The organism is Aminipila terrae, from assembly GCF_010120715.1.
In the GTDB taxonomy this organism is placed as follows: domain Bacteria; phylum Bacillota; class Clostridia; order Peptostreptococcales; family Anaerovoracaceae; genus Aminipila; species Aminipila terrae.
The window spans coordinates 279,195-293,160 of the sequence record NZ_CP047591.1 but is presented as its reverse complement, the minus strand read 5'-3'; the positions used below and the strand labels follow the sequence as shown (position 1 = coordinate 293,160).

General features: G+C 37.1%; 13 protein-coding genes and 2 pseudogenes. 13 read left to right on the top strand and 2 right to left on the bottom strand.

The genetic code is table 11. The features are described 5' to 3' along the window. Window position 1 precedes the first annotated feature (1 nt). The 7 genes and pseudogenes from Ami3637_RS01400 (at window position 2) to Ami3637_RS01370 (ending at window position 8,078) form a co-directional block, all read left to right on the top strand. Window positions 2-1,131: pseudogene (locus Ami3637_RS01400) on the top strand (ABC transporter permease). After that, a complete protein-coding gene (locus Ami3637_RS01395; RefSeq protein WP_162361003.1) occupies window positions 1,131-2,090 on the top strand; it encodes an ABC transporter permease in 960 nt (319 codons plus the stop codon). Before Ami3637_RS01400 ends, Ami3637_RS01395 begins: the two are co-directional and overlap by 1 nt. Before the next feature lie 95 nt (window positions 2,091-2,185). After that, entirely contained in the window at window positions 2,186-4,045 is a 1,860-nt protein-coding gene (locus Ami3637_RS01390) for a YgiQ family radical SAM protein (protein ID WP_162361002.1), read from the top strand. A 3-nt stretch (window positions 4,046-4,048) separates the two neighbouring features. Next, on the top strand, window positions 4,049-4,732 hold the full coding sequence (locus Ami3637_RS17775; protein WP_162361001.1) for a DNA methyltransferase: 684 nt from the start codon (window positions 4,049-4,051) through the stop codon (window positions 4,730-4,732). A gap of 25 nt (window positions 4,733-4,757) precedes the next feature. Next, complete coding sequence (locus Ami3637_RS17770; RefSeq protein WP_162361000.1) at window positions 4,758-5,396, top strand: site-specific DNA-methyltransferase; 639 nt, start codon at window positions 4,758-4,760, stop codon at window positions 5,394-5,396. A gap of 50 nt (window positions 5,397-5,446) precedes the next feature. Then, on the top strand, window positions 5,447-6,295 hold the full coding sequence (locus Ami3637_RS01375; protein ID WP_162360999.1) for a YitT family protein: 849 nt from the start codon (window positions 5,447-5,449) through the stop codon (window positions 6,293-6,295). 26 nt (window positions 6,296-6,321) lie between these two features. Then, window positions 6,322-8,078: pseudogene (locus Ami3637_RS01370) on the top strand (ABC transporter ATP-binding protein). Between the two features lie 59 nt (window positions 8,079-8,137). Here Ami3637_RS01370 and Ami3637_RS17040 read toward each other — a convergent pair. After that, window positions 8,138-8,290, bottom strand: a complete 153-nt coding sequence (locus tag Ami3637_RS17040) for a hypothetical protein (protein ID WP_202931075.1) — start codon at window positions 8,288-8,290, stop codon at window positions 8,138-8,140. A gap of 2 nt (window positions 8,291-8,292) precedes the next feature. After that, window positions 8,293-8,913 (bottom strand): HDIG domain-containing metalloprotein, encoded by a 621-nt coding sequence (locus Ami3637_RS01365; protein ID WP_162360998.1) that lies wholly within the window; start codon window positions 8,911-8,913, stop codon window positions 8,293-8,295. A gap of 137 nt (window positions 8,914-9,050) precedes the next feature. On the opposite strand from Ami3637_RS01365, the gene Ami3637_RS01360 reads away from it, so the two are divergent. The 6 genes from Ami3637_RS01360 (at window position 9,051) to Ami3637_RS01335 (ending at window position 13,946) form a co-directional block, all read left to right on the top strand. Next, window positions 9,051-9,533: a GNAT family N-acetyltransferase gene (locus tag Ami3637_RS01360; RefSeq protein WP_162360997.1), complete on the top strand. Its 483-nt coding sequence runs from the start codon at window positions 9,051-9,053 to the stop codon at window positions 9,531-9,533. Window positions 9,534-9,552: 19 nt separating this feature from the next. Next, window positions 9,553-10,272, top strand: a complete 720-nt coding sequence (locus tag Ami3637_RS01355; RefSeq protein ID WP_162360996.1) for a SanA/YdcF family protein — start codon at window positions 9,553-9,555, stop codon at window positions 10,270-10,272. Between the two features lie 20 nt (window positions 10,273-10,292). After that, window positions 10,293-11,021 carry a hypothetical protein gene (locus Ami3637_RS01350; RefSeq protein ID WP_162360995.1) on the top strand — a complete coding sequence of 243 codons (729 nt, stop codon included), beginning with the start codon at window positions 10,293-10,295 and terminating at the stop codon, window positions 11,019-11,021. Next, complete coding sequence (locus tag Ami3637_RS01345) at window positions 11,008-11,538, top strand: DNA-deoxyinosine glycosylase (RefSeq protein WP_162360994.1); 531 nt, start codon at window positions 11,008-11,010, stop codon at window positions 11,536-11,538. Before Ami3637_RS01350 ends, Ami3637_RS01345 begins: the two co-directional genes overlap by 14 nt. Continuing rightward, window positions 11,523-12,206, top strand: coding sequence for a CPBP family intramembrane glutamic endopeptidase (locus Ami3637_RS01340; RefSeq protein ID WP_243158066.1), 684 nt, complete (start codon window positions 11,523-11,525; stop codon window positions 12,204-12,206). Before Ami3637_RS01345 ends, Ami3637_RS01340 begins: the two co-directional genes overlap by 16 nt. A 75-nt stretch (window positions 12,207-12,281) precedes the next feature. Continuing rightward, window positions 12,282-13,946 (top strand): S-layer homology domain-containing protein, encoded by a 1,665-nt coding sequence (locus tag Ami3637_RS01335; RefSeq protein WP_162360993.1) that lies wholly within the window; start codon window positions 12,282-12,284, stop codon window positions 13,944-13,946. Window positions 13,947-13,966: the final 20 nt, after the last annotated feature.

Sequence of the window (13,966 nt, the reverse complement as noted above, 5' to 3'; positions counted from 1 at the left end):
GATGGAGCGAATGAAAAGAATTTTAGTCAGCGATGGATTTAATAACGCCATGTCATCCATTTTTGCCATATTGATTGGACTGTTATTTGGATTTATTATTTTATTAATCAGCAATCCTTCTCAGGCAGTAGAAGGATTAGTAATTATTCTAAAAGGTGGATTTAGTGAAGGCGGTAAGGGAATGGGACAAGTACTTTACTTTGCTACACCTTTGATTCTGACAGGCTTATCTGTTGGATTTGCATTTAAGACCGGATTATTTAATATTGGTGCAGCGGGACAATTTATCATGGGCGCTTTTGCAGCTATTTATGTGGGAGTCCACTGGACATTTCTTCCCGCTCCCCTTCATTGGATGGTGGCTTTACTAGCAGCAGCAGTTGTTGGGGGATTGTGGGCACTGATTCCGGGCTTGATGAAAGCTTATTTAAACGTCCATGAAGTAATTTCTACCATTATGATGAATTATATCGGCATGTATATGGCCAATTATTTAGTTAAACTTACCGCTTATGACAGTCTGAAAGCCCAGTCGTCAAATGTAGCAAATACCTGTGTATTACCTAAAATGGGATTGGATGATATATTCTATAACAGTTTGGGGGGAGGTAAAGACTTATCTACTGTAAATTGTGGCATATATATCGCCATAATTATTGCAATTATCACTTATGTTTTATTAAATAAGACCACTTTCGGTTACGAACTGAAGGCTTGCGGGTATAATGCCGATGCCAGCAGATATGCAGGAATTAATGAAAAAGAAATATTGTGCTTTCTATGGTCATAGCTGGAGCTTTATCCGGACTTGGAGGAGGCCTTTTATACTTATCAGGAGCAGGTGGAAGACATATAAAAGTTGTAGATATTCTGGCAAGTGAAGGTTTCAATGGTATCCCTGTGGCACTGCTTGGACTTTCAAATCCTATTGGTATTATTTTCTCAGGCATTTTTATCTCCTATATTACAGAAGGTGGAAATTATCTGCAGAGCTTGAATTATGCCCCTGAAATTATTCAGATTATTATTGCCTGCATTATTTATTTCAGTGCATTTTCACTGATTCTAAGAAAAATTATACCAGGCATCATAAAGCGTAAAGCTGAGAGCAGGAAGGGAGGAAAAAACTAATGGAAGTTTTATATTTAGTGGTTCAACAGACTATGTTCTTTTCAATTCCACTTCTCATTGTTGCTCTTGGAGGTATGTTTACGGAACGGGGAGGCGTTACAAATATTGCTCTTGACGGAACGATGATTATGGGAGCTTTTGCAAGTATATATTTTATCAACAGGATGCAGGATTTCATGAGTGGTCAGCTTTTACTGATTTTAGCTATTATTATTGCCATAGTTGTGGGAGCCCTTTTTTCACTGCTTCTGGCATATTCAGCCATTAATATGAAGGCAGATCAGATTATAGGTGGTACTGCTTTAAACATGTTTGCACCGGCATTTGCTATTTATGTTGCCAGAATGATTCAGGATAACGGCGTTCAGCAGATTACGTTTATGAATACTTTCAGGATTTATTCTGTACCAGTTCTGGGTGATATTCCTGTTATCGGAAGTATGCTTTTTAAAAATGCGTATATTACTACCTATATAGGATTCGGTATATTGGTTTTATCTGTTATTGTTTTATATAAAACCAGATTTGGCCTGAGGCTGCGTGCTTGTGGGGAACATCCCCATGCTGCAGATTCTGTAGGTATAAATGTTTATAAAATGAGATATGCCGGCGTTATGATTTCAGGTGGTTTGGCAGGATTAGGCGGACTGGTATTCGTTATTCCCACATCAACAAATTTTAACGCAACAGTGGCAGGTTATGGATTTTTAGCGTTAGCGGTTATGATTTTTGGACAGTGGAAACCGCTGAGAATTTTATTTGCTGCATTTTTCTTTGGTTTAATGAAGACAATTGCTTCCGCTTATTCTGTTATTCCTGTTCTGGCAGTGTCTAATATTCCAAGTGATATTTATAAAATGATTCCGTTTATTGCAACTCTTATCGTTCTTGCATTCAGCTCCAAGTCTTCTCAGGCTCCAAGGGCAGTAGCAGTTCCTTATGATAAGGGCAGCAGATAAGCAATAATAATTTCCACAAAGAATTTTTAAAATGAAAATAAGTTACGAAGGATTTTTCTCCTATAGGGAAAAAGACGAGTAAGAAAGAGGTCTGAATGGGATTTTTACCTATTACAAGAGAAGAATGTAAGGCAAGAGGCTGGTCACAGCCGGATTTTGTTCTGATTACAGGGGATGGCTATATAGACCATCCCTCTTTTGGCACTGCCATTATCAGCAGAATATTGGAGAGCCGTGGATATAAAGTGGCGATTTTGCCACAGCCAGACTGGAACAGTAAAAAAGATTTTATGCGGTTTGGCAGGCCAAGGTTAGGGTTTCTCATAAATGCAGGAAATGTTGACTCAATGGTGAATCATTACTCTGTTTTTAAGCATAAAAGAAAAACTGATGCATATTCTCCAGGTGGGGAGACTGGCAAACGCCCTAATCGTGCGGTAATTGTTTACAGCAACAGGGCAAGGGAGGCTTTTAAAGACGTACCCATTATAATTGGAGGCATAGAGGCAAGTCTGCGTCGGCTTGGGCACTATGATTATTGGGATGATAGTGTAAGAAGATCTATATTACTGGATGCAAAGGCTGATATACTGGTTTACGGTATGGGAGAGAGGGCCATTGTAGAAATAGCTGAGGCACTTGATTCTGGTATTGAAGCCAAAGATATAGGCTGGATTCCAGGAACCTGCGTTAAAGCTAAAGAAATATATATGGATGAAGAGACTTTAATGCTGCCTGATTTTGAGGACATAGCACAATCAAAGGAAGCTTATGCCAGAAGCTTTGCAGTACAATATAAGAATAACGACTATATTACAGCTAAAAGACTGGTAGAAAAGTATAGTGATGGTTTGTTTGTGGTGCAGAATCCGCCCCAGCCTCCTCTTGAAACTCAGGAACTTGACGATGTGTATGAATTACCCTATGAGTGCACATATCATCCTTCCTATGAAACATCTGGAGGAATCCCTGCCATAAAAGAAGTGGAATTCAGTATTATTAGCAGCCGGGGCTGTTTCGGTGGTTGTGCTTTTTGTGCTCTGACCTTTCATCAGGGAAGACAGGTAAGGGGAAGAAGCAGAGAATCCATTGTAAAAGAAGGAAGAAAGTTAACTGGTTTACCCGGATTTAAAGGCTATATACATGATGTGGGTGGCCCTACAGCAAATTTCCGTGAGGCCGCCTGTGAAAAACAACTGACGAAAGGTGTTTGTGCTCATAAAGATTGCCTTTATCCCCATCCCTGCAGTCAATTGAACATCAATCATAAAGAATACCTGAATATACTAAGAGATCTTAGGAATATGGAAGGCGTTAAAAAAGTATTTGTACGTTCTGGTGTAAGATTTGATTATGTCATGGCGGACAAAAGCGATGAATTTTTAAGGGAGCTTTGCAAGTATCATGTAAGTGGTATACTTAAGGTAGCTCCTGAGCATGTTTCAGATAAGGTTCTCTCTTATATGCATAAACCACAGAAAAAGGTGTTTGAAGAGTTTAGCAGAAAATATAAAAAGATAAATGAGCAGTTAGGATTAAAACAGTATCTGATACCTTATTTAATCTCTTCACATCCAGGAAGCACTCTAAATGATGCCATTGAACTGGCTGAATTTTTAAGTGATAATGGCTTTATACCGGATCAGGTTCAGGACTTTTATCCAACTCCTGGAACTCTGGCTACGTGCATGTATTATACAGAGTTAGATCCACTCACAATGGAAAAAGTGTATGTAGCTAAAAGTATGGAAGAAAAAAAGCTGCAGAGAGCTTTGATTCATTTCAATAAACCCGAGAACCGCGAACTAGTAAGAACAGCACTGGTTAAGGCAGGACGGGAAGACTTATTTGGGAAGCTTCTAAAGGGACCCGGCAGGCAAAATAACCAGAAAAAACAGAGTAAAGATAATAAAAGTAGACAATTTTCAAAAAAGAGCAATAAAAGAAGGAGCTAATTTATGAGCTTGATTTATAAGCTTACAGAAATCGTAGATGATTGCAGGAACGAATATGAAAACATTTTAAGAGAAATTCAACAAGAAAACTTTTGCTGCCAGTTTACTACTAGTGAAATATATGGAGATAGTGATTCTGCTGAAGAGAATATTCTGGCCGGAGGAGATAATCTTAATTTTGTGAAACATTTGTTAGCTCGTAAAAGGTTTCATGAAAAAATAGCACTAATTTATGTGGATCCCCCCTTTTTCTCTAAAGCAGATTATAAAATGCAAGTAAAAATAAACGCAAGAAACCTTAAAGATACTTTTAAAGTAAAACAGACTGTTTATACAGATATCTGGAAAGATGGAATGGAGTCATATCTGAGAATGATATGCATAAGACTATTTATGATGCGCGATTTGCTGACAGAAGATGGTTGTATATGGATGCACCTTGACTGGCACGTGGCACACTATGTAAAAGTGTTAATGGATGAAGTATTTGGCATGGACAACTTTATAAATGAAATCATCTGGAACTACAAATCTGGAGGTACTAGCAGCAGGCATTTTGCAAGAAAACATGATACTTTGTTATTCTATGGGAAAAGTAAAAAATATTTTTTCAGTGCACAAAAAGAAAAATCCTATAACAGAGGTTTAAACCATACAGATTTAAGGGGTAGAGGAATTCCAGGATGAAACGGGCTGGTATACTCTTGTAAATATGAAAGACGTATGGCAGATGGATATGGTTGGCCGAACTTCTTCGGAACGGACTGGATATGCTACACAGAAGCCAGAGATGTTACTGGAAAGAATTTTAAAAAGCTGTACAAAAGACGGTGATTTATGTGCGGACTTTTTTGGAGGTTCAGGTACACTTGCTGCAGTTGCCCAAAAAATGGGCAGGAACTGGATTACATGCGATATTGGTAAAAATGCAGTATCAGGCATAAAGAAGAGAGCATTACAAAATCAAGCACATTTCACTGTATTACAAGAGAATAGCATGGAAGAAAACCCAGGAGAAGTGAATCTTTGCATAGAAAAAAGGGATAAAAGTTTTCATGTTATTTTGAAAGGTTATAGTTTAAAAAAAGAATATTTAAAAACATTTGGGGTTAAGGAGGAGGAAGCGATTCGTGACATAATGAGTGAGGATTCTTTAAGTCTTATTGACTATTGGAGTGTGGACTTTAATTATAATGGGATGGCTCATCAACCACAGAGCGTTGTGGTAAGGGAAAAAGAGATGTTAGAGGAAACCGTAGAAGATATATCCAGTACAGGTCTCATAAGTGTCTGCTGCGTGGATGTATTTGGCAATGTCATTTATAAAACATTAAAACAGGCTATTCAATAAGGGAGGACTATGATGAAAAATTAACAAAACAGAAGATTAAAAATGCTGTGATGGATTTTATTTTAGTACTAATTGCTTGTTCAGTGGGAGCTTTTGCAACTGTTTCAATCATGCTTCCAAATGGGCTTTCCAGTGGGGGACTGACCGGTGTTATCAGGATACTTCAATATTTTTTACCTTTTGGCTTTTCAACCATGTACTATATAGGAGCGCTTATTATCCTGGGGGTGTGTGCAATAACTTTAGGTCTTAAAGAGGCAAAGAAAATATTGCTGATGTCCATTATGTATCCTACAGTTATGCTGTTCTTTGAAAAAATGAATTTTCAGCTGTTAGAGGAAAAGGATATGATACTGGCAGCTATATACTGCGGAGTATTCTCAGGGATTTGCAGTGGGATAGCTTTTTCCAGAGGATATTCTTCAGGAGGTTCAGATACCGTAGCAAAAATCGTACAGAAAAGGCTGTTGCCCCATGTAAGCTTAAGCAAGTTGTTAATGACCATTGATGTTTCTGTCATCGTCCTTTCAGGCTTTGTGTTTGGCAGAAATATAGCTTTATATGCATTAATTACAACGGTTATTATATCAAAGACCATAGATCTGATTTTATTTGGTCTGGCTACTAAAATTGTTCAGGTTGAAATTATTACGGAGAAACCAGGTGAGATTGCAGACTACATAATGAAAGATATGGACAGAGGAGTTTCCATAGAGAAAATTATTGGGGCATACTCTGGTAAAGAAAAGCAGAAACTATTAATTTTATGTTCTCCAAGAGAGGGAATTTTAATAAGGCAGCATGTGGCAAAGGCTGATCCAAGGGCACTTGTTACTTTAATCCACGTTGATTCAGTATGGGGAAATGGCCATGGATTTAATGATATTGACAAGGAATAAGTTAAATTAAAAAAGAGGATCTGAAGATGACTGAAAATGTAATTACAAAAAAAACATCTTATTTAATTAAAAGGTTTATACCTTATTTTAGAAAGTATAAATGGGTTTTGGTACTGGATTTATTTTGTGCCACTCTGACAACCCTTTGTGATCTGGTACTACCGCTGATTGTAAGGTTTATTACAGATAAAGGAATGAATGATATAGAAAGCCTTACAGTAAATATAATTTTAAGCCTGGGTGCTTTATACTTATTTCTCAGGCTGATAGATGTGATAGCGAATTATTATATGGCAAATGTAGGCCACGTAATGGGTGCCAGGATTGAAACCGACATGCGTGAAGACCTGTTTGCTCACATGCAGGAGCTTTCCTATTCCTATTACAGTAATACGAAGATTGGTCAGCTCATGGCGAGAATTACAAGTGACTTGTTCGACATAACAGAGTTTGCACATCACTGTCCAGAGGAATATTTTATTGCGGCCTTAAAAATTGCCGTATCTTTTGCTATACTCTGTTCCGTAAACGTATGGCTGACCGTAATTATTTTTGCTATCATTCCAATTATGATTTTCTGCTCCATGCAGTTTAATGGAAAAATGAAGAAGGCATTTAAAAAGCAGCGAAATCAGATTGGTGAAATCAATGCTCAGGTAGAAGACAGTCTTTTGGGAATCAGAGTTTCTAAATCCTTTGCAAACGAAGAGATCGAAAAGGCAAAATTTGAAGAAGGAAATGGTCGGTTCCTAGGGGTCAAAATAGAAGCTTATAAGTATATGGCCGGATTTCAGGGTACCGTTAGAATGTTTGATGGTATCATGTACATAACCGTTGTGGTGCTTGGATCAATTTTTATGATAAACAGGCAGATTAATGCGTCAGATCTGGTGGCATATCTGCTTTATGTGGTAATGCTTTTAAATTCTGTGAGAAGAATCGTGGAGTTTACGGAACAGTTTCAGCGTGGAATGACCGGTATAGAAAGATTTATTGAGGTAATGGATGAACCTGTTGAAATTGATGATGCGGAGGATGCTGTAGCATTACCTGATGTTAAGGGAGAAGTGGTCTTTGAAGACGTTAGTTTCAAATATCTTGACAGCGACAGTATATTAGAACACATCAATATAAATATAAAAGCGGGAGAAAATATAGCTTTTGTGGGTCCATCAGGGGCGGGCAAAACTACTTTATGTAACTTGATTCCCAGGTTCTATGATGTTACATCCGGAAAAATATTAATTGATGGATTTGATATACGAAATGTGACCATAAAGTCTTTAAGATCTCAGATTGGCATGGTGCAGCAGGATGTATATCTGTTTTCTGGAAGTGTCTACGATAACATTGAATATGGCAGACCGGGAGCATCAAAGAGAGAAATTGAAGAGGCAGCAAAACTGGCGGGAGCACATGAATTTATAAGTCAGCTTCCAGAAGGATATGATACCTTTGTTGGTGAACATGGGGTGAAGCTGTCAGGAGGACAGAAACAGAGAATTAGTATAGCCAGAGTATTTTTAAAAATCCACCAATACTGATTTTAGATGAAGCAACTTCTGCACTGGATAATGAAAGTGAAATGATTGTGCAGGAATCTCTTGCACAACTGGCAAAGGGAAGAACCACTCTTACCATAGCCCACAGGCTGACAACCATTAGAAATGCCGACAGGATAATGGTTCTTACTGACAATGGCATTGAGGAACAAGGCAGCCATGAAGAATTGGTAGAGAAAGATGGAATATATGCAAAGCTTTATAGTATGTATGAGAGATAAGTTTTAACCATTATAATTAGAAAAAATAACAGAGGAAGGGAAGAATGAATCCCTTCCTTTTATACTGGATTAGCTCGCTTTTTTCCACTTTTTGCTTTGCCCTGAATTTCAGGAACAGGTTCTTCATCATTTTTGGGGAAATGCGATTTATGATTACTCTCTGTTCCGTGAGGATCCTTTGGATCCGGCCTTCTCATTCCTGCTTTAGCCATGATTATTTCCTTTCTTTATTCATGAGTTTTTTAAAAAATAAGTCTATGTTCTCTTCTTCTTTTTTTAAATAAGACCCAGTTCTTCCAAGTCTGTCGCATAGTCCAAGAAGTGCTATATCTTTTAGATCTGTATGATTTCTTAATCCATGTATGTCTCCAAAAGGCATGTCCTTTACCACATATAAGATATGCATATGATATCTTACCAGAGAAGAAACTTGTTCCGTAAATGTTTCTGGGGCATCAACAGCCAGTAAAAACTTCTTGGAAAGTTTTTCACCAATTTTATCATGATCATAAGCGGTCAATCTACCGTGGCGAAGCATAGTGGCTGCTGGTTTTCCTATATCATGGAGTAAAGCTGACCACATAAATACTTTTGGGTTAGTACTTTGAGTCTTTCGCAGAGCAGCTTCTTCCAGAACAAGCATGGTATGGTTCCAGGCATTGCCTTCAGGGTGATGCGCCGGTTCCTGCTCTGTTGTTTTCAAATCTAAAAGCATATTAAATGGGTAATTTTTAAATTCCGGCAAATCAGATACTTCATTTAAATATGCTGACGGATGTGTATCCTGCAATATGTGTTTGTCTATTGCAGCAAATAGTTCTTTTTCAACTGTCATAATAACACCTCTATAATACTTATTATTCTAAGTTACTGCAGAAATATTCTGTTAAAAGTATCCTTTATAATATATAATATATTCTATAATATAAAAATAACAAGATATGAAAAAATATTTTACAGGGGGATTTGAAAATGAATACAAATCAGTTAAACATAAGAATTTGTAAAGAAGAAGATAAAGAAAAATGGATTTCTTTAAATCGTGAATTTATGGCATATGAAATACAGGATGCGGAATTCTGGAATAATACAGCTTCAAATTCAGATGATAAATTTTCCCAGACCTTTGAAGAAGCAATAAATAATCCGGAGCTGATAACACTTTTTCTGATAGAAAAAGAAAGTCAGATTATCGGCTTTGCCAACATTATGATTATTTTTAGTGTATGGAGCCATGGAAGAGCATTGATTTTAGATGACCTGTACATAAAAGAAGAGCATAGAGGAAACGGAATGGGGCGCATGGTCATGGAGTATATTGAGCAGTATGGGAGAGAGCATGGATTTAAAAGACTACAGTTCCAATCTGAGCATACAAACCCTGATGCACATAATTTTTACACTAAATTAGGGTATACATCAGAATCCATGAACTTTTATGTAAGATATCTGTAAGAAAACAAGGTAAAAAGAAATGAACAGCAAGATTAAAGGAAGTAGGAAATTTCTATTAGTTGGAGTTGCTATTTTCGCTATTTTAGCAGCATTACCTTTTGTCATAAATCAGTTTATGATAGAAACTGAAAAAAACGCTATTATTGGAGAGATAAGTGAAGGGAAAGAAGTAAGTTTTGTTAAGGAAGAGCAGTCCAGATTTCAGGGGTTGAATGCGGACTGCATTCTTATACTTGGAGCGGGCCTTAAACGGGATGGAACACCAAACCATATGTTGGAGGACAGGCTGGAAACGGGGCTGGCCTTATATAAAGCAGGGGTTGCACCAAAACTGCTTCTATCCGGAGATCATGGGAAAATTCAATATGATGAGGTAAATGCCATGAAAAAATACATGCTGAATCATAATGTACCAGAGGATGATATATTTTTAGATCATGCTGGATTTTCTACTTACGATTCTATGTATAGGGCAAAGGCCATCTTTAAAGTGAATACAGCAATTGTGGTGACCCAGAAATATCATCAGTACAGGGCTCTTTATATGGCTGAAAAGTTTGGATATAAGGCATACGGTGTTTGTTCTGACCAGAAAACTTACAGAGGCCAGAAAATGAGGGATATTCGAGAAGTTCTTGCCAGAAACAAGGATTTCTTTAAAATGCTTATAAAGCCAGAGCCTGAGTACTTAGGTGATGTTATACCCATAAGCGGCAATGGCCTTAAAAGCTGGGATTAGGAAGTAACTTGAATTATAAAATGTATAAGATAAAAGGGGAATATAAATTGAAGAGGAAAATAAAAATTATTTTTGGAATTGGAGTTCCAGTAGGAATTTTACTGGTAATTGTACAAAACCTGATGAATATTGACGACCAGCTATTCTGGAAGCTTTATTTTATCATGGGTGGTCTAGCGATTGTTGGTGCAGTGATTATTAATATAATTTTTCAAATGAAATTTATTAAAAAATTAAAAATAATGACAAGACAGGCAAAAGAACAAAAGAACTATGATTTTTTAATTAAAGAAATGGAAAATCTGTTAAAAAAATATAAGTCAAAACAGAATCGATGGTTTATAAAAATGACATTATGTTATGGACTTGCTGGTAAAAAGGAATACACAGAAGGTCTGGAAGTTTTAGAAGAGATAGAGTATAAAAATATAAAAGGTATAAACCGAACTGTTTATTATCTGAATTTGGTATACTTTCATTTTCATTTAGGAAATTATGAAGAGGTAATCAAGGTTACCGACGACAACAGTAAAGAATTGTTACAATATAAAAATAATCCTCAAGTGGCAAAGCATATAGCAGCTAACAGTATTTATTACCATATAGCAAAGGGTCAATATGAGGTCGCAGGTAAATTACTTAAGGAAGCAGAAGATAACTGGAAGGATCCAGAAATGATGGAAGTATGGGAAATGCTTGAGGAAATCATAAGACAGGAAAAAGGGTTAACAGAAAATGACGGAATATGAAAGAATAACACAGCCTTTTGAGCCTGTTTATAATAAGGATTCACAAATATTGATTCTGGGAAGTCTGCCCTCAGTAAAGTCCCGGGAAAATGGATTTTATTACGGACATCCTCAAAACAGATTCTGGAGAGTTATGGCTGGAGTTTATGGGATGCCTGTGCCGGAAAGCATTTCAGAGAAAAAAGCATTGCTATATCAATGCAGAATTGCAGTGTGGGACGTAATTGAAAGCTGTGAGATAAAAGGTTCCAGTGATAGTAGCATCAGAGATGTAAAGGCAGCAGATTTTAATATTATTCTGGATTATTGTCCTGTAGAAAAAATCTTCGCCAATGGAAAAACCGCAGAAAAAGTATATAATAAATTTGGAAAGGCTAAGACAGGACGGGAAATCACGCCATTGCCTTCTACTAGTCCTGCCAATGCGGCATACTCTCTGGAAAAACTAATAAATGAGTGGTCAGTGATTAAAGAACTGGCAAGGAATAACAGGGGTAAGCATTGGATTTTAAATTAAGGAAGAGCTACAGTGGCATTATTGTTATTATGGTGATGAGCTGTTTCTTCATGGGATTTGTAGATGCACTCTGGCAGCCTGGATATGCAGTAAAGTCAGCATTAAAGATCATAGCCTTTATGATAGTACCATGTTATTATAGTTATAGAAATAAGAATATTAATCTTAAATCCTTATTCGTTTTCAGACCAAAGGAAATGGTTTATGCTGTATCAATGGGCGTAGGAGTTTATGCATTTATACTGTTATGCTATTTTACCATTGGGGGTTTTTTTGACTTTTCAAAAGTTACGGGAGCCTTAAATGAAAATGTAGGAGTTAATAAAGCAAATTTTGTGTACGTTGCAATTTATATTTCACTTGTAAACTCACTTTTAGAAGAATTTTTTTTCAGAGGTTTTGTGTTTATGAATCTAAAGAAGCTAGTGGGCAGAAATCCCGCTTATCTGGTGAGTTCAACAGCTTTTGGGGCTTATCATGTAGCTATGATGACTGGTTGGTTTTCTTTCGGATTGTTTTTACTTTTACTGGCAGCCCTTATTGCAGCAGGGTTACTTTTTGACTGGCTGAATGAAAAACAGGGTAACATATATAATTCCTGGTTTGTACATATGTTTGCAAATTTTTCTATTAATACTGTGGGATTTATACTATTTGGCATACTTTAAAAAATGCGGATTGAAATTTTAACAGCTTAAGAGCATAATAAAAAATATGGAAAACAAAGGAGGAAAAATACGAATATGATAAGTATTTTAAGAAAATTCACAAGTGTACTATTAATGAGCATCATGCTGACTGTGATGGTCACACCTGCATTACCAGCGTTTGCGGATGCTTCATATAAAGATGTACCAGCAGACAGCTGGGCCGTTCAGTCTATTGCTGATGCAGGCAGATATGGTCTGATGAAAGGACAGTCAGAAGGAAATTTCGGCTATGGCAAAACCATTACAAAAGCTGAATTTGCAACTATTTTATGTAATATGATGAAGTGGCAGACAGTAAAACCAGTGCAGCCTTCTTTTTCTGATGTGTCAAAAGATCAATGGTACTATTCATACATAGAAACTGCGTTAACCAACGGCGCTATTGATAAAACAGGAAGTTTCTTACCTGACTCCCCAATCACAAGGGAAGAAATGGCGGTAATGTTTGTAAAAGCTCTGGGACTTTCTGGTGCTGCAAAAGTTGCAGAATCATCTGCTTTACAGTTTACTGACGTAACCTCCGATAAAGGGTATATCGGTGTAGCATACGATATAGGAATGATTACTGGAGTCTCTCCAAATTCTTTTGCACCGGCTAATACTGCAAAACGTGAGGAAGCAGCAGCAATGCTGTCGAGAGTTTATGCAAAATATTATGGAAAAACAGATTTCTTACATAGTTTTTATGCTATTTCATCTTATGCTCAAAAGGATTTAACGAGCCAAATGGATGCTGTGACTTTTGGATGGAGTGCTATGGTCAATGATTCTAAAGGTGTGTGGCTGAACACAGGAAGTGAAGGAAGTAACGAGTTTAAAATTCCGTCAGGCTATGAAGATGTTATTTCTTATGTGGAAGGAAATAAAACAAAGGCACATCTGGGGGTCTATATGGACACTTCAGATGGAGTCAAAGATATGCTTCTTAGCGGGGATAAACGTAAAGCTGCAGTGGATGCAATAATGGCGGAACTAAACCGGAATTATGATACAATCGGAAAAAATCCTTATAGTGGTGTAACTATCGATTTTGAAGGATTAAAAGGTTCTGATGTTAAACAGGGCTTTAACTCATTTTTAACGGATCTTTCAACCCAGCTTAAAGCAAAAAATAAGACCCTTTATGTGACAGTACAACCTGTGCTTTATAATAGCACCTATTTTGATGGGTTTGATTACAGAACCATTGGTCAACTGGCAGATAAAGTGATTTTAATGGCTCATGATTACAACCCAACCTCACTAGACGGATATAAGGGAACAGACTGGTATAAAAACACTGCTTTAACACCTATTGGAAGTGTGTATTATTCCCTGAAAGCTATTACTGACAGTTCAACAGGTGTGGCAGACAAAAGTAAAATCGTACTGGCAATAAGCTTTGCAACTGTGGGATGGGAAATATCAGATGATGGAAAACTGGTTTCAACTGCTCCACTCCATGCAAACACAGAATCCGTATATAAGTGGATGAGTGCTTCAGGAACGGAAAAAGGATTTTCTGCAGTCTATCGTAACCCATACATAAAATACACAAACTCTGAAGGCAAAAAAGTATTTTTATGGTATGAGAATGAGCAAAGCGTATTTGAGAAAGCAGCGCTGGCCAGAATGCTGGGCATAAATGGAATTTCAATCTGGAGATTGGGCCTGATACCTGATTACAGCGGGTATAGTGTTATGAACAGCTTAAAGTAGAGAAGAATAAAGAAAGACAC

Coding starts and splice junctions, on each gene's coding strand:
- Ami3637_RS01365 (WP_162360998.1), bottom strand. CDS start 8,913: ATGACAGTTGAAAAAGAACTATTTGCTGCAATAGACAAACACATATTG.
- Ami3637_RS17770 (WP_162361000.1), top strand. CDS start 4,758: ATGAAAGACGTATGGCAGATGGATATGGTTGGCCGAACTTCTTCGGAA.
- Ami3637_RS01375 (WP_162360999.1), top strand. CDS start 5,447: ATGGATTTTATTTTAGTACTAATTGCTTGTTCAGTGGGAGCTTTTGCA.
- Ami3637_RS01360 (WP_162360997.1), top strand. CDS start 9,051: ATGAATACAAATCAGTTAAACATAAGAATTTGTAAAGAAGAAGATAAA.
- Ami3637_RS01395 (WP_162361003.1), top strand. CDS start 1,131: ATGGAAGTTTTATATTTAGTGGTTCAACAGACTATGTTCTTTTCAATT.
- Ami3637_RS17775 (WP_162361001.1), top strand. CDS start 4,049: ATGAGCTTGATTTATAAGCTTACAGAAATCGTAGATGATTGCAGGAAC.
- Ami3637_RS01345 (WP_162360994.1), top strand. CDS start 11,008: ATGACGGAATATGAAAGAATAACACAGCCTTTTGAGCCTGTTTATAAT.
- Ami3637_RS01335 (WP_162360993.1), top strand. CDS start 12,282: ATGATAAGTATTTTAAGAAAATTCACAAGTGTACTATTAATGAGCATC.
- Ami3637_RS01355 (WP_162360996.1), top strand. CDS start 9,553: ATGAACAGCAAGATTAAAGGAAGTAGGAAATTTCTATTAGTTGGAGTT.
- Ami3637_RS01350 (WP_162360995.1), top strand. CDS start 10,293: ATGTATAAGATAAAAGGGGAATATAAATTGAAGAGGAAAATAAAAATT.
- Ami3637_RS17040 (WP_202931075.1), bottom strand. CDS start 8,290: ATGGCTAAAGCAGGAATGAGAAGGCCGGATCCAAAGGATCCTCACGGA.
- Ami3637_RS01390 (WP_162361002.1), top strand. CDS start 2,186: ATGGGATTTTTACCTATTACAAGAGAAGAATGTAAGGCAAGAGGCTGG.